The organism is Streptococcus sp. SCPM-O-B-15294 (M123) (genome assembly GCF_058200455.1).
Genome location: NZ_JBYQGU010000020.1, coordinates 1 through 22,203, shown reverse-complemented (window position 1 = coordinate 22,203; position 22,203 = coordinate 1). Strand labels below are relative to the sequence as shown.

The window sequence follows — 22,203 nt, the reverse complement described above, 5'->3', positions numbered from 1 at the left end:
TTATGAGTGCTAGTTTTTTAATCTTTCCACAAATCCATGGCCTGTAAGAAATCATCTGAAACGGTAACATTTTCAGGCTGAAGGGCCTCCCTCTCTTGTTGCTTGATTTTTAATTGTGTCAAACTGGTAATGCCCTCCCGTCGCCAATTGCGCAGGATGGCCTGGATGTATTTCCAGTGAGGCTTACCGTTAAAGACTGCTTCTCTCAAGGCAGCCTTCACAATATCAGGGTCTGTTTGGTCCTGTTTGACTGTCTGCGTCAAGTCTTCGATTTCAAAGGGAGTCAATAAACGGCCTAACTCCTGCTCAAAGGTTTTGACCAAATCAGCCAGCTCATTTTCTGCCTGCTTGTCTTGCCCACGCTGTGCTACTTCCGTCTTACTTTGAAGAAAGTCATCCAGGCGTTCGAGCGCAACAGTCGCATCAAAAAGAACTTCAATCTCCCCATCCAACTCAATGGTTCGATACTGGAGCAAACCTTGATTGGTCAGGCGAGACATGGACTGGTTGACTTCTGTGACCGACTTGCCAATCGCATCTGCAATTTGATTCGGTGTGAGGCTGGATTGGTTGGTCGTGTTTTGCAAGTAAAAGAACTGCCAAACCAGAAAATCCTCTGCGTCTTTAAATAAATGGTGATAATGGAAAAGTAAGGCACTTGGTAAAACCAAATTGCCCGACTTAAATGCTTGTGAATATGTCATACTACCCCTTTATAGGTAACCATAAAATGAAATATCTTTTTCTAACTCCTCCAAACGATAAGGAGTTTCTTGGTAAACTGCATAATTGATCCAATTACTAAAGAAGTTGGCTGCCGCTAAGTTCCACCGCATCCGTGGGTCCCGACTACTGTCATCCTGATCATAATAATTCTTTGGAAGGTCTGGATTCAAGCCCGCTTTGACATCCCGCTGGTATTCCTTGGCCAAGGTATCACGGTCATACTCCAAATGGCCAAAACTATAGACCTCTCGAAGGTCTGGACTGGCCAGGATGGATAGTCCTACTTCACCCCCCTGAGCCAGGACTTGCAAGTTACTCTTCTCTAGCACTTCCTTGAGGGGGACATCTGTATAGCGTGAGTGAGGGGCCAAAAAAGCATCGTCAAAGCCACGCATTAGGCGGTTCTGCGGATTCATGACTGTTTGCTCATAGATCCCAGAGAGCTTGTCGCAGAGAGCTACTTTTTCAATCCCATAGCGGTAATAGAGACCTGCTTGCGCACCCCAACAAAGATGCAAGGTTGAAAAGACATGGCGTTTCGACCAAGCAAAGACCTTTGTTAGTTCCTCCCAGTAATCAACTTCCTCAAAGGCTAGTTTCTCTACGGGAGCTCCCGTAATAATCAAGCCGTCATAATAGTTCTCTTTAATATCATCGAAGGATTTGTAGAAGACTTCCATATGTTCTGCCGCTGTCGTCTTGGACTCATGGCTGGTCATATAGAGGAAATCCACGTTGATTTGCAAGGGAGTATTAGCCAAGAGGCGTAAGAGTTGAGTCTCAGTGGCTACCTTAGTCGGCATGAGATTCAAAATCAGAACATTCATCGGACGAATATCTTGGTGAGTTGCCCGAATATCATCCATGACAAAAATATTTTCTGAGCGAAGAATATCAACTGCTGGTAATTTCTTATCTAAGGTAATTGGCATAAAAAGCTCCCATCTTACAAGTTGTTACCTCTTATTATAAGACAGGAGCATATAGTTTTCAATTATGGTTTTTCTCTATCTAGATATAGCTCTAAACTATATTAGTAATGCATCAAGACCTTGTAATCGTAGTCTCCGATCGCTTCGCGGCCTTTGAGATCATCGAGCTCGATCAAGAAGGCACAACCTGCAACCACTCCACCGAGTTTTTCGATCATTTCGATGGTTGCTTTAACGGTACCACCTGTTGCCAAGAGGTCATCGACGATGAGAACGCGTTGACCTGGTTTGATAGCATCAGCGTGCATGGTTAAGGTATCCACACCGTATTCTTTTTCGTAGTCAGCTGAGATGACTTCACGAGGCAATTTGCCAGGTTTACGAACAGGGGCAAAACCAATACCGAGCTCGAAAGCGACCGGACATCCAACGATGAATCCACGCGCTTCAGGGCCGACGATCATGTCGATTTTCTTATCGGTTGCGTATTGAACGATTTCACGAATCGCATAACTATAAGCATTGCCATCTGCCATCAAAGGGCTGATATCACGGAAGGTAATTCCTTCTTGTGGATAGTTTTCAATGCTTGCAATGTAATCTTTTAAATTCATGGTTAACTTTCTTTCATAAAAAAATTTTTACATTCCATTATACCATGAATTCTACTAACGTGCATCATTTTTTACTAAATCATTTTCCCACCCTCCTGCAAAGAAAGCAAAATCCCACATCCGATAAAGATGTGGGATTGGACTCGAAAAAAATGTCTTACTTCTTTTCTACCAATTCATTGTACTGGATTGTCATATCGCCCAGATTTTTCAAAGAATAGCGCGAGCTACCATTCTTGAACCAGGTACCAAGGATGTATTGTTCGGCGACCTTCTTGCTTTGGTTTCGAAGCCAAGTGAGGTCTTTACCGTAGCTAGCAAGTTTCTGTAAGAAATCACTCCCCTCGACTGTTTGATTATCCTCGTAAAGATAGACTTCCCTTTGGAGGAACACCTTATTTGTTGAATCGTATTCGAAGAACATCCGAACGTATGCATTTTCGTTTAGATGGTATTCATACCAGTAAACCCATTCAGAACTGTCTCGAAACATCATGACGGATAGGTCTTCCTGACCACCAACGATGTCATCTGAATAGGGATAGGACTGAAATCCTTCATCCTCCTTCCAGATGCGATCACTCCCGATTGTCTCTGTAAAGGGCCTAAACATCACATAGCGCATCCAGCCGCCATTTTCAGCGTAGTTGATTTCTTCCATGGGATTTCTCAAACTCCAGTAGATCCCCAGCCAATAGAGGGCAAAAAGGATGAAAGGGCTGAGCCAGAGAAATATTTTCTTCTTGTTCATTAAATCGATTCCGTTAAATAGTCATAGATTTCTTGCACAGATCCTAAAGCCATGAGTTCCTGGTCTTTGACCGTCTGCACCAAGTCCTGATAGATGGAACTCGAGGTAATCTCCTTCTTCTCCGCGTCCTTATTGACCGTCATGATGCCATTTTCAATCTGGACAAAGCCTAACTCTTGGAAGATTTGGATCATCTTGATCAACAAAACTTGTGGAATCTTGAGGTAGACAGATAGTTGGCTGAGCTTATGGCGAATATCAAACTCAGGGAACTGATACAGCGTCTTGTAGAGTTTGGCATACTGATCGCGACTGCCGTAGCCTGTCAGGTAATAGGCCTTGTCTAGGTGATTTTTAAAATAGACAGCTTGGAAGCTCTGTTCTTGGAAGAGGGCTTTCAAGTCAGCCAGGTCATCTGGAATGCGATCGATGACAATGGCAGGGCAATCTTCTCCTTCTTCCAACTGACTAAAGAGTGGGATAGCTTGTGGGAGAGGAGCATTTTTTCCTCGGATATTGTAGAGCTGGACTCCTTCTACACGGGCATCCACTACCATCAGTTGCAGGGTGGTCTGTCCATTCCACTGATTGATGGACAAGGATACCACCAACTCCAAGTTTTTCGCTTGGGAGTATTCCAATTCCAAATGGCCCTGACCAAAAGCCACGACATCAAAGCGGGCATCCCCTTTTTGAATCTTCAACTTCAGATGGCTATTGCCAGCCCCCATGGTCCGGCTAGACTCCACTTGAAAATCACGAATGTAAAAGACTGGCTTCTTATGGTCCATCCCAAAAGGAGCGAGACGGTCAAAACTCTTCAAAGTATCCAGGTTCAGCTCTTCTAGGTCCAATTCTTCATCCACGAAGAGTGTGGATTTGGCCGTCAGGTCAATCCCTTTTTCTACAATATAGTCAGAAAAAATCTCAGTCAGACGAGGGAGCTTGTCCACTTCCAGAGTCATACCAGCTGCACCCGCATGGCCTCCAAAGGCGATAAAGAGATCACGATGGGGATCTAGGGCTTCAAAAATATGGACACTTTCGGGACTTCGTGCACTTCCCTTGGCCTTGCCTTGGTCTATGGTGAGGACGATGATGGGCTGATGAAGCTCTTCAAGTAGACGACCGGCCACGATCCCTAAGACACCAGGATTCCAGCCTTCTTTTGCCAAGATTTGAACGGGAAGACTTGGGTCCACCATGGCTTTGGCCTCATCGTAGATAGCTTGGACGATTTCCTTGCGTTCTTCATTCTTTGCTTGAATCATCAGCGCAATTTCCAGCGCTTCTTCGTCGTCAAAACCTGTCAAGAGTTCGACCGCTGGATTTGGGTCATCCAAGCGACCCAGGGCATTGAGACGAGGGGCAATCTGAAAACCAACTGTTTCTTCATTTACATCTTGAGGAGTGATGGAGGCCAGTTTGAGCATTTCCTGGAGACCAATCCGTTGGGTTTGACGAAGGACACCTAGGCCGTACTTAACTAGGATGCGGTTTTCGTCTGTCAGACTGACCATATCCGCAATAGTCCCAATGGCAACCAAATCAAGGAAATCTAGGGGCACCTCTTCTAGGAGGGCACAAGCCAACTTAAAGGCGACCCCACAGCCCGCTAGGTGTTTGAAAGGATAGTCAGCATCTGGATGATCGGGGTGAATGATGGCATAGGCATCGGGAAAAACTTCTGGCATGGCATGGTGGTCGGTTACGATAACATCTACTCCCATGCTTTGGGCCAATTCAATGGCTTCATGACCAGCTACCCCATTGTCCACTGTGATGATAAGGGAAATCCCTTGTTGCTCGATAAAGTACTTATAGACACTGGCATTGGGACCGTAGCCATCCGTAAAGCGGTTGGGTAGATAGACGGCTACTTCCGCCCCCATCTGCTCCAGGGTTTCCTTCATGATAGAAGCGGCCGTCATCCCGTCCGCATCATAGTCTCCATAAACTAGGATTTGTTCATAATCTTCAATGGCTTGGCGAATGCGATCCACTGCCTTGTCCATATCGTGAAGCAGGTAGGGATCATGCAGATCTTCTAGCCGAGGTTCAAGAAAACGATCCAGCGCCTCTTCCGTCTGGATTCCTCGTTCTCCCAGTAACTTGGCTGCAGATGCTTCTAATCCTCTCTTCTTTGCTTGCGCCAAAAAAGTATCATCTGAAAAGGGCGCAGCAAACTGCCATTCATATTTTGACGTGATCATCTCGGTCCTTGTCTCCTGTTTTTCTTATCAGCATATTATAACATGAAAGCCAGAAATCAGGAAAACGAAAGCTAGCTTTGAATCAGTAGGGGTAAAATCTTCTATCCCAGGTCTTAAAAATCAAGCTTAGCCCAGTTCCCAAACTGCGTCTGTTACAAGTCTTCTTCCAATCTTTTCAATCTTTTTAATCTACGAAAATACCTCCAAATAAAAAAATCCTACTATTTTTTATTATTTAGATACAAATTACTTGACACTGCAAAGGATTGTATTATAATATAAGAGGCCTAAAATTATAGGGAAAAAGATCGTTCGGTTTTTCAGCCGTCTTGGTTTGTAATCCTTGACTTTATGGCCCTTGGAGTTATTAATTCTGTGTGTGGAAAGGACAATCAGTTTTTTATTTTAAGCTGTCACAGTCGACTTCCGCTTTTCTCTGGCTACAACGATGGTCTCTACCATTCAGTCCTAGCAGAATAACCGTCATAAAATCTAGCCGACTTTTTGTCGGTATAGAGCTGGACACGCTTAAAATGTGTGGAAAAAAAGTGATGTACTTCCAGACCAGGAAAAAGGAATGGAGGAACAAGTGAAAACTTTCTATAAAAAATTATTCGCGTTTGTAGCAATGATTAGTGTAGTTGCTCTTGGCTTGTCAATCATTAAGCCAGTTTCTGCAGCAACTGTTACACCAACCATTACAAACCTTAAAGCAGAGACATCTGGTCAAAAGGTCAATTTTTCTTTTGACTGGGACTTGACAGGAATTTCTGTTAAGGAAGGTGATACGTTTACTATCGACGCTCCTGAAGGTGTCAATATCACCAAACTTGCAACGGAGTCACTTCAAGCCAACGGTGCTGAGGTAGCTACCTTGTCGATGACAGACAAAAAGATTACTTTTACCTTTAAAAAAGCAATCGAATCCATGAACCAAAACGTTAAGGGTGGTTTCTCATATCAAGCAGTGTGGGATAACACTCCAGGAAATCCTGGAAACAAGACTGCCACTTCTAAAGTCGGTTCGGAATCCGTTGTCATCACTCGTCCTGACGGACCTGGCGTATTTGAATCTGTCTTGAACAAGTACAACCTTACAGGTGACTATGTAGCTAAAACATTCAAACTTGATGCATCAGAAAACTATGCTTGGATGAATGTTGGAGATGACTATTACCTTACAAAATGGTTCATCCGTATCAACGGAGATGGTAAGAAACAAGCCATCACAAATCCTGTTGTATCTGATAAAATCCAAGCTCCAGCTGTAGATTACTCAAAAATCACTTTTGCTCCAGCTGCCAATCACGCTGCAAGTGAATTCTTCGTTGGAACTTACTTGAAACCATCCTTCACATTAAGAAAAGGTGGACAAGTAGTTGCTTCAGGATGGGACTTCTGGCAACATGTGAAATTCGATGCAGACGGTAACGGATTTACTGTGAACTTGTCAGATGTCAGTGATGTCTTCAAAACAGCTACGGACGAAGAATTAATCATTGAATACCAAACATTAATTCCTAAAACAACTATCCGTGTTGACAACAACGCTACCTTGACAGCTGACGAAATCACAACACCTCAAACAGACCCAGCTTTCTGGAACAACACTGAGTTGAAATTCTGGGTATCTGGTGACACAACTGTGACCGTTCAAAAAGAATGGGTTGGAGATAGCGAAGCAGACCGTAAAGATATCACTGTTCAATTGTATGCTGACGGCCAAGCTTTAGAAGGAATGACACAAACTCTTACAAAAGCTTCTGGTTGGCAAGCAGCATTTACGAATTTGCCAGGTATCAAAGACGGTAAGAAGATTGAGTACTCAGTAGTGGAAACAAACACACCTGAAGGTTACACTTCAAAAGTTGAAAAAATTGATGATGCTAACGTGATCAAGGTCATTAACACATCAAACAAACCAACTACAACGACTACAACAACCACTACTACGACATTTACAACAACTACTACAACTACAACTGAAGAGCCAACTACTTCAACTACTACAACAACTGAAGAGCCAACTACTTCAACTACTACAACAACTCAAGCGCCAACTACTTCAACTACTACAACAACTCAAGCGCCGACTACTTCAACTACTACAACAACTGAAGAGTCTAAGACTACAGTAACTACTACGCCTGAGACTCCTGCTACATCTGTTTCTACAGAGGAGCCTTCGACTACGGTAACTACTACTGAAAACCCTGGCACTACAGTAACTACTACTGAAAATCCAACTCCTTCAGATACTACAACAACACCTGAAGGATCTTCTACAACACCTGAGACAACACCTGAGACAACACCTGAGACATCTAAAGCTACTGAAGATAGTACTACTACCACACCTGGAGGACCTACACCAAACGGTAATGGTGGCGGACGTAAGAAACTTCTTCCAAGTACAGGTGAAGTTGTCGCAACAGGTCTTGTTCTTACAGGAGTATTGGTCTTGGCCGGTGCCGTTGTATTAAAACGTAAAATGACTGATAACTAATTCAGTTCAGATGATTACTATTAGCTTGCACTAGCTCCACCTCCTAGTCACTAATAGCCAGAGAGAGAATGTGATTCTCTCTCTTTTTTGTTTCTTAAAAAGAATTTTATTACTAGCTAGTTATTTTTTTATCCTAGGCGCTACAAAAAAGAGGCTGGGACAAAAGTCCTAGCCTCTCAATTATTTTTGGATTGTTGAGCAAGACGCAGTGGTTGAGTGGGCTTTACTACGCTGATTTCATCAGCTTTTACAGCCCTACTCAACTGTGCGGAGGTGGGACAACGAAATCGAATTCTAACGAATTACCGATTTCTGTCCCACTCTCTTTATTTCATATAAATCATCCCTGTACAGGCTTGCTCTGACAGTTCGACAAAGCCTAGTGACTGGTAAAAGGTTAGATTTTTCTCGCTTCGTTCAGTGACAAGAAGCCGTTGATAGACATTGGGGAAAGTCCTTAAAGCCTCTTCTAAGAGTTTTGCTCCAATGCCTTGGCGCTGATGATCTGGTCGCACCAAGAGATCCTGCACCAAAAGGACAGAGTGGCCATCTCCTACCAAGCGAATGTAGGCGACGAGCTCTTTCTCATCATAAACGGCCAACTGCCAGAGACTGGCTTTGACAGCTTCTTCCAGCATAGATGGGTTGTTGGTATAATTGGTCCAGCCGACCGAGCTGTAGAGTGCGACTAGGTCTGCCATCGCTGGAATCTCTTGTTTGTACTCTAACATCTTAACTCCTTTTTAACCTATAGTGCTGGAAGAAGGCAATATCCCGGTAAGGGGACTCTTGGCAGACTGCCAGCTCCATCTCAAGCATGGACTCTCGCCAGCCTTCTTGGCTCTTGAAGCGATTGTCCTGCAAGGCATAAAAGACTCGAATTCCTTGGTAGTCCTGAACTTCGAGGGCTAGATCTTCTACTACTGCACCGAGATCATAAGCCTGAGCCAAGCCCATGGAGTGGGTTTCCAAATCTTGACCTGCTAGTAAATCGAGGGCCTTCTGAGTATCATTTTCAAAAACGACGGTCTGCAAGACGCGACCAACTTCATTGTGCTTGACGATAGAGAGTAGTCCTACTGGTTTCAAGAGGCGGGTGAATTCCTCAAGAATCACCTTGCGTTCCTCTACATACTCAAAGACATTATGGCAGAGGATGACATCAAAGCTGGCATCTTCAAGACTTGCTAACTGTTCCAAACTCCCGACCAATTGCTGGTAGGGATGGTCCTGGGTCCGCAAGGCCACCATTTCCTCATTAGGCTCCACAGCAAGGACCTCATTGTCTTGCGCCAGGTGGTTGGCCACGAGACCGAAGCCACTGCCAAAATCAAGGACCCGCTTGCCTTTGATGTCTTTTAATTGTTCAAAAAGGATATCATAATAGATCTGTCCCCAGGGTTGCTGGAGGTTTTCTAAATAGGCTTGAATATTGGCTGCCATCTGATTCCTCCTATTTGTAATTGAACATCTTGCTGGCTAGCTTATCCGAGATGCGGGGGAAAAGAGTATAGAGCTTGTGGGTCAGGTTCAAAAGCCAAGGCAGATTGAGCTCACGTTTTGCTTTTCCAAAGTTCTTCACAATCTTCTTGGCCACAAAGTCTGGTTCCAAAATATAGCGGTCCACGGCCTTGACATAGCTTCCATCGGGGTCTGCCTGATCAAAGAAAGTGGTCCGAATGGGGCCTGGATTGACCGTCGTCACATGGACACCAAAGGGCATGAGTTCCAACCGAAGGGCATTGGAGAAGCCAATGGCTGCAAACTTGGTCGCCGAATAAAGGCTGGATTTGGCAGTTGCGACGAGGCCCGCCATACTGACGATATTGACGATGTGCCCCTTGCCTGCTGACTTCATGTGCGCACCCATCAAGCGTGAAAGCTGCATGAGGGCAAAGGTATTGACTTCAAACATGGCATAGATCTGCTCATTGGTAATCTGGTCAAACTCTTCAAAGATCCCATAGCCTGCATTGTTGACCAAGACATCAATCTGTCCATAGCGCTGATAGAGCTCTTCTACCAAATCTTGGACGGCTGAGGAATCGGTGATATCAATCCCGATGCATTCGACTTGAGGATGGTCAGCATAGAGTTGTTCTAGTTTTTCTTGATTTCTGCCTAGGAGAATGAGCCGGTCCTCAGGGAGGAGCTTGACCATTTCCTGTGCTAGGCCTCCGCTCGCGCCTGTGATGATGATAGTTCGCATCTCTATTCCTTTCAATGGGTTGGTCCTATTAATGAAATCTTATTCCAGCTAAATAGTCAGCATAAGCATCATCAATGATAGGAGCAAAGAGGTGATAATCCTCCCAGCTACCTAAAAATTCTAAAGGCAAGTCATCCAAATCATTGATTACAAATTCAGAATAATCATCCATATACTGGTGTTCATAATAGTCAGTTACAAAAGCTTGAAACTCCTCTTTGATATCCATTGTTCCCAACTTACCATCACACCAGTCTAAAAGATAATCAACGCCCAACGTTTGCTCGTCTTTTACACTCTGACATGCTGTTTCTTCATCAGGAGACATCGTTTCTTTCGCATCCTGCTGAATGAGCCAAGTAACGAAGAAACCGATATGATTGGCAGCCCAACGATAAATCTCGCGGAGATCATTTTGGGTTAATGCTTCTTTTTGTAATTGATAGCTGTGCAAATAGTTGCTTACCGTGTCCTCAAAATACCAATCTGCCTTATCTAATAAACGATTTTCAACTGTCATCTTATTTCCTCTCGATGTACCTGTACCATTACAATTCCACTTCTTCCAAGTCCTTGACCACATGGACTTTCTCAAACACAGTCGCAGCATCCTTGCGCAATTGGCTGACATCCTTGGAGAGGAAGCGGGCACTGATATGGTTGAGTAGAAGGCGTTTGGCTCCTGCTTCACGCGCCACTTCTGCCGCCTGCATATTGGTCGAGTGGCCATGCTTACGAGCAATCTTCTCATCGCCCTTGCCATAGGTAGACTCATGCACTAGGACATCTGCATTGACGGCAAGTCTGACGCTGGCATTGGTCTTGCGGGTATCGCCCAAGATGGTGATGATCTTACCCGGTCGAGGGGCTGAGATATAATCCGCAGCAATGATCTTGGTGCCATCTTCCAGGGTAACATCTTGGCCATTTTTGACCTGACCAAAGAGTGGTCCAAAAGGAACCCCTGCTGCCTTGAGTTTGTCTGCATCGAGGGTCCCTTCCAAATCCTTCTGCATGACGCGGTAGCCGACACAGAAGATGGTGTGGTCCAAGGCCTCGGCATAGACCGTGAACTTATCAGTCTCCATGATTTTTCCAAGAGAACCTTCATCGAACTCATGAAAATGGATCTTGTAAGGCAAGCGTGAACCGGAAACCCGAAGGCTGGTCAAAACAAAGGATTTGATCCCAACCGGTCCATAAATCTCTAGATCGGTCTGCTCTTCATTGGCCTGAAAGGCGCGACTAGAGAGGAAACCTGGCAAACCAAAGATATGGTCCCCATGTAAGTGGGTGATAAAAATCTTGCTGACCTTTCGAGGACGGATGCTGGTTTCTAAGATTTGGTTTTGCGTTCCTTCCCCACAGTCAAAGAGCCAAACTTCATTGATTTCATCCAAGAGTTTGAGGGCTAGACTTGAGACATTACGAGATTTGGACGGCTGTCCCGCACCCGTTCCTAAAAATTGAATTTCCATTGTATTCTTTCTAACTAATATAGATCATAGCAGTCCGATTTTTTGATCGAACGGCGATTTTTCCTGGGTAGGCCTTAGCTAATTGAGCCAATTCGTCCTGGTTGTAGCCAGTCAGGCGGATGCTGCCATCTGCCAACTCTTCAAGATTAGATAGAGGTGACAACTCCTTGGTATCCACCACCTCTTGATCCGTAACATGACGCATCAAGATGAAGCCTTCCTCATCATATACCAGGTAGTGAGGGAAGATTTGCGCAATCTCAAACAAGAGGTCCATGCTGATGGCTTCTGCTTGCTGGGCAAAGACTTGAGCTAATCCCTTTTCTCGGTAGCAAAAGCCATAGGCCTTGCCAGAGAGATTGAGACGGACAAAGGGTTTGTCCTCCTCGAAGCTGGGACTGGTCTGATAGAGATCAAAGACCTCAGTGACTTGTTCATAGTAGTCTGTTGCTGCATCGGGGCTCTTCTTTTGGTAAAGCTCAGCGAAGTAGGCATTGATTACACTGGGCGGTGGCGTGATAAACTGGAGCTTTTGCTCTTCTGTCAATCCCGCTAAGACCCGCTCCAAATAGACCTTGTCTAGACTGGTATAGCCCCCATAGCTGAGAGCGATATTAAGATAATCCATGATGATAAAACTCCTCTAGTCTCCATGCATTTTTAGGGGCGATGTAGCCTGTTATGACCTCACCAGTCTCCTCATAGGAACGCTCAGCCAATATGGCAATGGTCTCCAATTCATGGATGCGGTAGGCTTGATCAAAAGGAACCTGAATCGTAAAGGGATGGAAGAGCTCCTGCATCTTTTCAAGTAGAATGTCCTGCAGTTTAGTCCGACTATCGGGATCCTTGGCCGAAACCAGGCGGTAAGGTGTCTGGGTCGGTGTAAAGTCCTCGACCTTATCAGCCTTATTGTAGAGAGTCAAGCGTGGAATCTCCAGCATCTCCAAATCCTTCATAATCTGAAGAACTGTCTTTTCATGCTCTTCATGGTTGGGATCAGAGGCATCGATGACATGGACCAAGAGATCCACATTCTTGCTTTCTTCCAGGGTCGACTTAAAACTGGTCACCAACTCTGTCGGCAAGTCCTGAATAAAACCAACTGTATCTGTCAGAGTTACTTGTAGATTGCCTGTTAGATGGATGCTCTTGGTGGTGGCATCCAAGGTCGCAAAGAGTTCATCTGCCTCGTATTGGGTCTTACTGGTCAAGGCATTCATAATGGTTGATTTGCCAGCGTTGGTATAGCCAATCAAGCCAATCTTAAAGATGGGGGATTCTAGGCGTTTTTCCCGGACCACTTCACGGTTCTTCTCGACCACCTTGAGTTGACGCTCGATATCGGTGATTTGATTGCGGACACTCCGGCGGTTCAACTCCAACTGACTTTCTCCCGGTCCACGGGAACCAATCCCCCCGGCCTGACGGCTAAGCATGATCCCTTGACCCACGAGACGAGGCAAAAGGTACTTGAGCTGGGCTAGATGAACCTGGAGCTTGCCTTCGTGGCTCCGAGCCCGCATGGCAAAGATATCCAAAATCAGCTGCATCCGGTCGATGACCTTCACACCCAAAATTTCTTCTAAATTCACATTCTGGCGAGGGGTCAAACGGTTGTTAACGACAACGGTCGAAACCTTATCCGCATCGACCATTTGGGCAATCTCTTCTAGCTTCCCAGAGCCGACAAAGGTCTTACTGTCGTACTTCTCCCTCTTTTGAGTGTAGACGCCGACGACTTCTGCCCCAGCTGTCTTGGCTAGACTGGCCAACTCCTCCATAGACATGTCAAAGTTCTCCATGCCTTGAAGTTCGACACCGACAATGAGGACCCGCTCCTGTTTTTTCTCAGTTTCTATCATCTAAAAATCTTTCTATATCTTGAAGAACCCGCTCCTTGAAGCCTTCTTCTCCAATCTGGTAAAAATGAACTGTCATCCGATTGCGAAACCAAGTCAACTGGCGCTTGGCAAAACGGCGCGTATTTTGCTTGAGCTGTTCAAGAGCCTCTTCTAAACTTTGCCCCCCCTTGAAATAAGGAAAGAGCTCCTTGTAGCCAATCCCTTTCGCAGCCTGAACCTCAGGATGGTTGTCATAGAGCCACTGGGCTTCTTCTAACAAGCCCTGCTCAACCATGAGATCCACCCGTCGATTGATGCGGTCATACAAGGCTTGGCGATCATCGTCTAGACAAATGATATAGGGTTCATAGGCTGGAGCTTGATTTTCCAAGTCCTGACCGAAATGGGAGATTTCCAAGGCCCGCATTGCTCGTCTACGATTGATCTGCGGAATTTCAATTCCCTCTTTTGCTACTCGATCAAACAGTTCTTCATCAGTGAGAGGGGACAAGGACTCCCGATAGGCTAGAATGTCCTCGTGGGCAACATCCCCTCCTAGATGATAACCTTCTAAGAGACTCTGGACATAGAGGCCTGTCCCTCCAGCAATAATAGGAAGGTGGCCTCGTTCTTGAATCTCCTCGATGGCTTGGCTGGCTTCTGTCACAAAATCGTAGGCTGAGTAAGTATCTGTCACCTCGCGGACATCGATCAGATGATGGGGAGCTGCTGCCTGCTCTTCTGGACTAGCCTTGGCCGTTCCAATATCTAGGGTGCGGTAGACCTGCTGGCTATCTCCGCTGATGACCTCCCCCTGAAAGCGCTGGGCCACCTCGATAGCGAGGGCTGTTTTCCCAACAGCGGTCGGTCCCACTATCACAATTATCTTGTTTTTCATCGTTTTTCCTTGCAAAAATCGCATTTTTTCGTTACCATATATTATAACATAAAAATTTAAAGTTCTAAAAAGGAGAAATTCTCATGGCTAAAGGATTTGGTAAAGGTTTTGTTACTGGTGTTGCTGGTACAGTTGCTGCTGTAGCAGGTGCAGTTTACACATTCAAGAAAAAAGTAATCGAGCCTGAAGAACAAAAAGCAGCTTTCATCGAAGAAAACCGCAAAAAAGCAGCACGTCGTCGTGTATCACACTAATCAAAAGAAAAAACTCCGGGAAACCGGAGTTTTTTTGTGAATGTAGACAAACTATTTTTACATTACTAGCTAGATAATTTTTTCAAAAAAGTTATTTATTATTTAAGATTTTAAGCAAGTCAAAAACTTTCCGCTGTGAGAAAAGTGCTAGAAACACGATTGTTTCTAGCACACGGGAGGTTTGGAACCTTAGGTCCAAAACTAAGTCATGGAACTTCGTAGAAGTTCGCTGACGTCCGTACTCACCTAAGGAAAGTTTTTCAGAAGAATTTATCTTTAATCTAAAAACTCCGGAAAACCGGAGTTTTTTTGTGTTCTTATCGTTCTTTCAACATCTTGGTGGCAAGGTCTAGCATCTCTACCGCCTTTTGGTAGTGCTCGTCCAACAAATCGTAGACGGCATCTTCCGATAAGACTCCACAGTAGACCTCTTCAGGGAAGTCTTGCTGGTTGGACAATTCGACATCGTCCATGTAGACCTGGCTAGTGTAGTAATCACGAAGGGCGATATAGCTAGACTGGCCAGCTTCCACTCGTTGCAAACAGGCTTCAAGCTCTTCGATTAAGCCTTGGTAGACCTTGAGATGGCTTTCCATCTCTTGGATTCGTTCGATAGGCGTCATGATGGATCCTTTCTATCTGCTAGAGAAACGACTTGCAGCTGCTCACCACCCAGTAAAATCAAATAGGATTCAAGCCGGTCCACCCCATAAGAGCGTCGGAGGGCTTCCGCGTAGAGCTCCAGTTGAGCATGGTAACGATCTAGCAAGTCCTGAGGGTTGCGGTAACGGTCTGTCTTGTAGTCAAAGAGCAGGATCCGATCTTCCAAAAGGAGGTAACCGTCTAAGATCCCCCGGACCACAAAGTCCTGACCACTAGTTGGATCCGTTTTGAGCATGGCAAAGGGTGCTTCACGATGAACCTTGTCTGCCTCCTTGAGCAAAAGTTGGCCCAAGTCAGTCTGGAAGAAGGCCAAGACCTTCTTAAGGTCGATTCGCTCCTTGACAGCTGGGCTGGCATTGACCTCTTGGAGGACCATTGCTAGGCTCTCCATGGTTGGAATCGTCGTCAATGGGATCCGTTGCATCAGTTCGTGCAGGGCACTACCGACTGTTGCTCCTGTCACAGCTTCTTCCTTGCCGAATTTTGGAAACTCAAATCTTGGTAAGGGGACGTCCACTTTTTCCATGAGGTCCACTCCTTCGGTATCTTGGATAGGTTCATAGAATTTTTTGATTTGACTTGGAGTCCGCACACTAGGGAGTTGGATAGCTGCTTGGTACTGGGTGTTGAGCCGGTCCACAGATTCTAAGACATCCAGGGCACGGCGAATCTCTTCTGATTGGCGATTGTCCTTGAGGTCATCGACTGGGAGGGACGTCTTAACCTCCAAGTGACCGATTTGCTCCGGCGTCAAGTCTTGGTCGGTCACAAAGCGTGTCTGATAGGCCAAATGTTGCTGGGCAAAGACGGCTTGGATAGCATAGAGCCAGTCTTGGAAACAATTGATTTCCTTGCGAAGAGCTGGACTTAAGCGTCCATTGACACTGGCTCCCCATTTTTTCTCTTCCAATTTATCTTGCCGGCCCTTGCCCACCAGATAAAGCTTGCGCTCTGCCCGGGTCATAGCGACATAGAGAAGGCGCATCTGTTCCGATAAGGCAGCCAGACGAATTTCCTCGACATTTCGCTGGTAAGGCAGGGTCTCAATGACCAATCGAACGGCCTCAGGAAGTCCCTCTTGATCAGACTCGACAGGGAGATTCGCAATATACTTGATGCCCACCCCATTTTTCCGACTGATCACGGCATTTGTCGACAGTTCCTTTCCGACAAACTTTTTATCGGTATTAAGGATAAAGACATAGGGGAACTCAAGTCCCTTGCTCTTATGGATGGTCATAAGCTGGACAGCATCCTTAGGAACTGCCTGGGCAACATTGGCCAAGTCGTGCTGATTTTCCAAGATCTTATCAATCATGGAAATAAAGCGAGGCAAGCCCTTGAAGCTAGAGCTTTCGAAGTCATTTGCCCGAAGGGTCAAGGCATAGAGATTGGCCTGCCGTTGGGCTCCATTTGGTAAGGCACCCACATAATCATAATAGTGGCGATCCTGATAAATCTTCCAGAGCAGATCATAGAGAGAATGCGTCTGGGCGTAGTCACGCCAGGCATCTAGTGTCTCCATAAAGCGAGTGAGTTTGTCTCTTAAGCTCGCATCGATCAACTGAGGAGCACTTCCAGTCTGGTCTAAGGCATGCTGCAGTTTCTCATATAGATTCTCTGCTTTTTTGCCTTCACCTCTCTGTAAGGCTAAACGGGCCAACTGGTCCTCGTCAAATTCAAACATGGCTGATTTCATGAGGGCCACCAAAGGATAGTCCTGTAAGGGATTGTTAATGGTACGGAGGGTATCCAAGAGGACCATGACCTCAACCGACTGGAGGTAGTTTTCCTCTCCCCCGTCCGCAACGATAGGAATCTGATAGGCTTCAAAGGCTGAAAGAACCTTGTCGTTCCGGGTCCGAGAAGCCGTTAAAAGCGTCATATCCTTGAAAGGTACCCCCTCTTCATTGTGGAGGCGGATGATCTCCTTGATGACAAAAAGGACTTCACCTGAGGATAGACTATCCCCTTCTTGCTCCTCGTCTTCACCTGTTTCATCCACTTCCTGACTGCCATCATAGAGCAGGAACTCCGTCTCATAGGCAGGCGTTGGCTCCTTCTTCTCTGGATTGCCCGCAATCAAGCGATGGCTCTGGTCATAGAGAATTTCTCCAACTTCCTCATCCATGAGGCGTTCAAAGACATGGTTGGTCGCTTCTAAAACCTCTACATGGCTACGGAAATTCTCCTTGAGCAGAATCAATTTGCCATCTGCCCCTTCTTCTTGGTAGGCCTTAAACTTGTCATTAAAAATCTGGGGATCCGCCTGACGGAAGCGGTAGATAGACTGCTTAATATCTCCCACCATGAAGCGGTTGCGCCCATTGGACAAGAGCTCCAACATCCGCTCTTGGGTGTGGTTGGTATCCTGGTACTCATCGACCATAACCTCGTGGTAGCGCTCCTGATAGAGCTTGCGGATATGAGGAAATTCTTCTAGAATCTGGATGGCAAAATGGCTGATGTCGCCAAATTCAAAGGCATTTTCCTGCTTCTTGCGCTCCAAATAAGCGGTGGAGAAAGCTTGGACAAAGTCCCTGAGCAATACTAGCAAAGGCAAGGGTTCATCCTTGAAGCGAATCTGATAGGTTAGCTGGTAGTGCTGGGAAGCTGCAGCCCGCAAGGCTTCGATGCGTTCTTTGCGTTCGTCATTGAAGGCAGTCGCTAGCTCTTTCAGGTCTTCTTTTCGCGTCGTGATGGTCAGGCTTCGTCCTCCACTGGCACGGGAGATTAAGACCACCCGCTCCAAGACCTCAAAAATCGCTTCCTGGCTGGATTTCTCATTGAGACTGGCAATCAAGTCTTGAATAGCGGTCACATTTTCTTGGTACTTGGCCCCTGAAAATGCTTGTCCTTCATTAGCCAGATGGAAGGTAAAGAAAGATTCCAATTCAAAGAGTTGTTCTTTCACCTCTTGGGCTAACTGGTGCAAGGCTTCATCATAGTCCAGATCCTGATAGCCTTTGAGGAAGGACTCCTCCAACCAGGCGAGAGGATCCGCAGTGGATTGTAAGAAGTCTACTAGGGCATAGACCTGGTCCTTAAAACCAGCTAGCGACTTGCCCTTGCCTGTAAAGTTCTTAACCAAGCGGCTAAAGAGGCGGTCAGGCCCTTGCTCCTCATAAAAGCGCTCAAAGACTTGCTCGAAGCAGTCATTCTTGAGTAAGGACTGCTCGCTGGCACTTTGGAGAATGCGGAAGGTCGGCGATAGGCCTAATAAATAGCCATATTTGGAGACCAGTCGCTGCGTGAAGGCATCCATGGTTCCGATATCACTAGTTGGTAATTCTGCAATTTGTTGGGCCAGGTGGTGCTTAAGCTCCTCGTCCTTGGTAGACTTGAGGCTCTTCTCCAACTCTTTTTCCAGCCGTTCCTTAAGCTCAGTTGCTGCCTTAACCGTAAAGGTTGAGATAAACAATTGCTGAATAGAAATCCCTCTGTGCAATTGATCTAGAATCCGTTGGACCATGACAAAGGTCTTCCCAGAACCAGCCGAAGCTGAGACTAGGATATTGGTTCCTGACGAATAGATGGCTTCTATCTGCTCAGGTGTCCGCTTTGGATCCTTGTCAGACTGGGCCTCCTGGATTTGGAGGTCTTGAATCTGACTGGGACTTAAAAATTCAAGTGGTTTCATTGATTCAATTCCTCCTTCATTTTTTCTATCCAGGCCTGACGGAGCTTGTCACCGACTGGGCGTTTATCATACTGACTTGGGTCCAATTTCTCCAAGAAGCGAGCTTGTCCTAGGTGGAGATTGGCTTCAAATCCCGTAATCGATTTATATTGTTCTACATACGGAGCAATGCTTCGACCATTTTCAGTATAAGGGTTGATAGCAAAGTCTCCCGATAAGATGCCCTGGGCTGCTTGTTGATAGAGATGGGCATTATAGAGCAAGAGCAGATCTAGCTCCTCTTGACTCAGCAACATGGCCTTGTTTTTCTCATAGCTCTCCCCTAGTTGGCTAGCTTGATCCGCCAAGAAGAGCCCTTTGTACTGCTGGGATTTTAGAACCACTTGGACAGCATCTTCGACCGCCTTGGTATCCTTGAGAGGCACCAAAGGATCCACCATTTGCAAGTACATGGCTCCAAAAATCCCCTTGTCAGGATCAAAAGCCTGAAAGTCTTTGATAGCAGATAGATAAGTTGGCAATTGGGAGTTGAGACCGTTAAAGAACTTCTCAAAGTTAAACTTGGTCTCACTGGACTTGTAGTCCACCACTCCCAAAGCTCCTGTATCAGACAGCCTGTCAATCCGATCGACCTTGCCCTTGACCAAGAGCGGACGACCATCTTCTAAGGTTAAGAAGGGACGATCTTCTCTGCCGAAGAGAGCTTCTTCTCCAATGGTTTCAATACTGTCATTATGAGCGAGGACACGACCAGTCGCCCGAGCTGTATCCAGGAGCAATTCTTTTGAAAAAGTGGCCATAGCATTCTCCTGATAAAGGAGAGCGAACTCTGTCTCCTGGCTGGTTTCGCGAATGGCCTTGTTCAAGCGCTCATTAAAATCCCCTTCTGAAGGATCTTTCAGCACCCGTTCAAAAATACGGTGCAAGAAATTCCCATGGCTTCTCGCGTCTGGGCGCAAGTGCCACTCCTCCTGCAAACCTAGGACATAGTGGAGATAATAGCTGTATTGGTTTTGGTAGTAGGTGTTGAGAGCTGAGGCAGACAAAGATAGAGCCTGCCCTTTTGGATAAAGGACTTCCAGCGTCTCATCCTCTAAGACCTTGGTCGTCAAGCTTTGGCTGAATTGCGGGATATGCAAGCCTTCTGAAGCTAATTTCTTCCGAAGGACGCGAATGGCAACTGCCCAGAAGGTCGCTTCTTCCTTGCTCAACTCCTGGTCAATTTCTCCCTGGTGCAATTCAATCAGTCGAGCTAAGAGGGCCTGGTAAGTCCCCATATCTTCACTAGAAGCCCTTGCCTTCTTCTCAATGACAGGTAGAGTAAGCGGTGCCTTGGTCAGCTCAAGCAAGTAAGGGGACATCTTATCGTCCACCTCATTGACAAGGATAGGACTGGACAAGACTAAGTGTTTGGTGGCTGCATTGAAGAGAGATAGGGCGACGAAGCGATTCTTCCGTAAGTTGTCCTGACTGGCAATTTGGAGATTAGCCTGTTCGTCTGAAGCTTGGTTCAAGACCTGACGCTCCTCATCTGTCAGCAAGGATTGGTCCTTGGCAATCTTAGGGAAGCGCTCCTGGGTCAAGCCAATGGCATAAACATAAGGAGCTGATAAGGGCTCAATCAAATCATAGGACTGAACCGTCACTACATCCACTGTCGCTGGGACTGTCCGATAGCTTGCCAACAAGATCCCTGACAAGAGAAGGCTAAGAAAATCATCTAAGGTCACCTTGATTTGATCAAAGACCTGGGCAAATTGTTCTAGCACATGGCTAAAGGACTTCCAGACCTGGTCATAACGTTCCATCTCCTGCTCTGAACCACGACTGGCTAACTGTTGCATGTTTTGCGCCAGCTGCGCCTCTTGGCAAAAATGGGCAAACTTCTTCAGTAGGCCCTGGCTGGTCTGGCTCTTGGTCTTATAAAATTCCTGCAAGGGGCTGATGACCTGCTGGCGAATCTGATTGAGACGCTCTAGGTCAAACTTGTCCTGGTGGTTGGCCGTAAAGTCACGAGAAAAGGCAGCCAGACCCTTAATCTCTGCAAAGCGAACATATTGTTCGAAATGGTCGATGTCCTCTCGTGTTAGCGTCCCATAGAGCCCCGTCTTCAAGAGATTGACCACATCCTCGGTCAAAAACCGATAGCGACGAAGACGGTCCAAGGATTCCACCCATTGGACAAGGGGATGCTGGGACATGGACTCACTCTTTCCAAAATAAAAGGGAATCTGATACTGGTCAAAGATGGTCTTGAGCTGGAGCTGATAAGCATCCACATCCCCCAAGAGGACTCGAATATCTTTGTAACGAACTCCCTCATACAGACGCTGGCGAATGGAGCGGGCTACCGCCTCTAATTCTTCCTTTTGATGGTTACAGGTCCAAATCTCTACTGCTTCTCGATCTTGATCAGACAGCTCACCCTCTACCTCTGTAAAGTCATAACGAGCTTCCAAGATCCGCGTCATACGACTAAAGGCATCCTCTTTTCCTTGACCGACATAGCTTGGCGTGACCTGGTAGGTCCTAGTCAAGTCTAGCAGGAAGTCCACACTGGCCTGGTAGAGGTTTCCTTCACGAAAGCTCGAGCGATAGGCTTTCTCACTGGTGTATGCCCCAATAATGATCTCGACGCCCTTGTCGTGCAGTAAATGAACTAGGTAGTCCTCCTCGGCTGAGAAACGGGTAAAGCCGTCAATCACTAGAGCCAAGTCTTTTAACTCCTCATCCAAATCTCCCTTGACAAGGTGAGAGGCAAAACTAGCCAACTTAGACTCAGAGTCAAAAGAACCTGCTACTAACTGGTCTTGAACAGCCTTCAAGATATGGGTCAAGTCTTCTCTCTTCTCCTGATCTGGCAAGGCGTCCAAGTCGGATGCTGTCATCTGGGCTGTCTGCAACTCATGAAAGAGCTGGATCAATTGTTGGATAAACTGGGGATCCTTCTTAAGACGGGCATAAACCTTGAGCTCTTCATCCGGCATTTGAGAAAGCACCTTAAAAAAGAGCATGCCGAGACCGATATCATCGAGCGACTGCTGCTGGTGGCTTTCATTAAGTGTAAAATAGCGTGCCATCTGAGCAAAGCGCGTAATGGTGATGGCAAAAGAAGCCTTCTGATCTAGGAGTTGCAAGACTTTGCGCTCCTTCTCAAAAGATAGAGAGTTGGGCGCGATATAAAAGACCCGCTTCCCTTCTTCAACCAATCGATTGGCCTCATCCACCAAGACCTGGGTTAAAGGGGTTCGAATATCTGTATAGACTAATTTCATAATGTAATGATTCCTGTAAAATGATAGTTCTATTATACCATCTTTGCGCCTTTTCTACAGGGATTTTCCCATCATTCAGGAGATTCAGAGCAGATAAAAAAGAGGCTGGGACAAAAGTACTAGCCTCTCAATTGTCTTTGGATTATCGAGCAAGACGCAGTGGTTGAGTGGGCTCTACTACGCTGATTTCATCAGCTTTT

Annotated in this window: 18 protein-coding genes; 2 read left to right on the top strand and 16 right to left on the bottom strand. The window is 46.1% G+C overall.

From position 1 onward, the window contains the following. Positions 1-17 precede the first annotated feature (17 nt). From AC3E8G_RS09875 to recJ, 5 genes are all read right to left on the bottom strand, one after another. Entirely contained in the window at positions 18-704 is a 687-nt protein-coding gene (locus AC3E8G_RS09875; RefSeq protein WP_490677634.1) for a DnaD domain-containing protein, read from the bottom strand. A 9-nt stretch (positions 705-713) separates the two neighbouring features. After that, complete coding sequence (metA, locus tag AC3E8G_RS09870) at positions 714-1,658, bottom strand: homoserine O-acetyltransferase MetA (protein WP_129268966.1); 945 nt, start codon at positions 1,656-1,658, stop codon at positions 714-716. A gap of 101 nt (positions 1,659-1,759) precedes the next feature. After that, entirely contained in the window at positions 1,760-2,272 is a 513-nt protein-coding gene (locus AC3E8G_RS09865) for an adenine phosphoribosyltransferase (protein WP_003002788.1), read from the bottom strand. Between the two features lie 157 nt (positions 2,273-2,429). Beyond that, the gene (locus AC3E8G_RS09860) at positions 2,430-3,023 is read right to left on the bottom strand and encodes a TipC family immunity protein (RefSeq protein ID WP_490677633.1); all 594 of its coding nucleotides are present in this window, start codon (positions 3,021-3,023) and stop codon (positions 2,430-2,432) included. Next, positions 3,023-5,236, bottom strand: a complete 2,214-nt coding sequence (recJ, locus tag AC3E8G_RS09855) for a single-stranded-DNA-specific exonuclease RecJ (RefSeq protein WP_490677632.1) — start codon at positions 5,234-5,236, stop codon at positions 3,023-3,025. The genes AC3E8G_RS09860 and recJ overlap by 1 nt, the downstream gene beginning before the upstream one ends. 577 nt (positions 5,237-5,813) lie before the next feature. On the opposite strand from recJ, the gene AC3E8G_RS09850 reads away from it, so the two are divergent. Beyond that, on the top strand, positions 5,814-7,742 hold the full coding sequence (locus tag AC3E8G_RS09850; protein WP_233331600.1) for an Ig-like domain-containing protein: 1,929 nt from the start codon (positions 5,814-5,816) through the stop codon (positions 7,740-7,742). A 326-nt stretch (positions 7,743-8,068) separates the two neighbouring features. Here AC3E8G_RS09850 and AC3E8G_RS09845 read toward each other — a convergent pair whose 3' ends face one another. From AC3E8G_RS09845 to miaA, 8 genes are read right to left on the bottom strand one after another with little or no spacing between them, the layout of a single operon-like run. Continuing rightward, the gene (locus AC3E8G_RS09845; RefSeq protein WP_233331601.1) at positions 8,069-8,473 is read right to left on the bottom strand and encodes a GNAT family N-acetyltransferase; all 405 of its coding nucleotides are present in this window, start codon (positions 8,471-8,473) and stop codon (positions 8,069-8,071) included. Between the two features lies 1 nt (position 8,474). Beyond that, positions 8,475-9,185: a methyltransferase domain-containing protein gene (locus tag AC3E8G_RS09840; protein WP_490677631.1), complete on the bottom strand. Its 711-nt coding sequence runs from the start codon at positions 9,183-9,185 to the stop codon at positions 8,475-8,477. A 10-nt stretch (positions 9,186-9,195) separates the two neighbouring features. Beyond that, positions 9,196-9,951 carry an SDR family NAD(P)-dependent oxidoreductase gene (locus tag AC3E8G_RS09835; protein WP_154858353.1) on the bottom strand — a complete coding sequence of 252 codons (756 nt, stop codon included), beginning with the start codon at positions 9,949-9,951 and terminating at the stop codon, positions 9,196-9,198. Positions 9,952-9,979: 28 nt separating this feature from the next. Then, the gene (locus AC3E8G_RS09830) at positions 9,980-10,471 is read right to left on the bottom strand and encodes a DUF7832 domain-containing protein (protein WP_233331604.1); all 492 of its coding nucleotides are present in this window, start codon (positions 10,469-10,471) and stop codon (positions 9,980-9,982) included. 28 nt (positions 10,472-10,499) lie between these two features. Continuing rightward, positions 10,500-11,429 (bottom strand): ribonuclease Z, encoded by a 930-nt coding sequence (gene rnz / locus AC3E8G_RS09825; RefSeq protein ID WP_233331605.1) that lies wholly within the window; start codon positions 11,427-11,429, stop codon positions 10,500-10,502. A 10-nt stretch (positions 11,430-11,439) separates the two neighbouring features. After that, on the bottom strand, positions 11,440-12,060 hold the full coding sequence (locus AC3E8G_RS09820) for an HIT family protein (protein WP_061563860.1): 621 nt from the start codon (positions 12,058-12,060) through the stop codon (positions 11,440-11,442). Then, on the bottom strand, positions 12,044-13,294 hold the full coding sequence (gene hflX / locus AC3E8G_RS09815) for a GTPase HflX (RefSeq protein ID WP_048788917.1): 1,251 nt from the start codon (positions 13,292-13,294) through the stop codon (positions 12,044-12,046). Before hflX ends, AC3E8G_RS09820 begins: the two co-directional genes overlap by 17 nt. Continuing rightward, positions 13,281-14,171, bottom strand: a complete 891-nt coding sequence (miaA, locus tag AC3E8G_RS09810) for a tRNA (adenosine(37)-N6)-dimethylallyltransferase MiaA (protein ID WP_490677630.1) — start codon at positions 14,169-14,171, stop codon at positions 13,281-13,283. Before miaA ends, hflX begins: the two co-directional genes overlap by 14 nt. A gap of 83 nt (positions 14,172-14,254) precedes the next feature. Between miaA and AC3E8G_RS09805 the strand changes: the two genes are divergently transcribed. After that, positions 14,255-14,425, top strand: a complete 171-nt coding sequence (locus tag AC3E8G_RS09805) for a DUF3042 family protein (RefSeq protein WP_003002781.1) — start codon at positions 14,255-14,257, stop codon at positions 14,423-14,425. A gap of 317 nt (positions 14,426-14,742) precedes the next feature. Here AC3E8G_RS09805 and AC3E8G_RS09800 read toward each other — a convergent pair whose 3' ends face one another. The 3 genes from AC3E8G_RS09800 to rexB are packed head-to-tail and all read right to left on the bottom strand — an operon-like array spanning position 14,743 to position 22,003. Beyond that, entirely contained in the window at positions 14,743-15,048 is a 306-nt protein-coding gene (locus AC3E8G_RS09800; RefSeq protein ID WP_490677629.1) for a DUF4298 domain-containing protein, read from the bottom strand. Further along, positions 15,045-18,728, bottom strand: coding sequence for a helicase-exonuclease AddAB subunit AddA (gene addA, locus AC3E8G_RS09795; protein WP_490677628.1), 3,684 nt, complete (start codon positions 18,726-18,728; stop codon positions 15,045-15,047). Before addA ends, AC3E8G_RS09800 begins: the two co-directional genes overlap by 4 nt. Then, positions 18,725-22,003, bottom strand: coding sequence for an ATP-dependent nuclease subunit B (gene rexB, locus AC3E8G_RS09790; protein WP_490677627.1), 3,279 nt, complete (start codon positions 22,001-22,003; stop codon positions 18,725-18,727). Before rexB ends, addA begins: the two co-directional genes overlap by 4 nt. Positions 22,004-22,203: the final 200 nt, after the last annotated feature.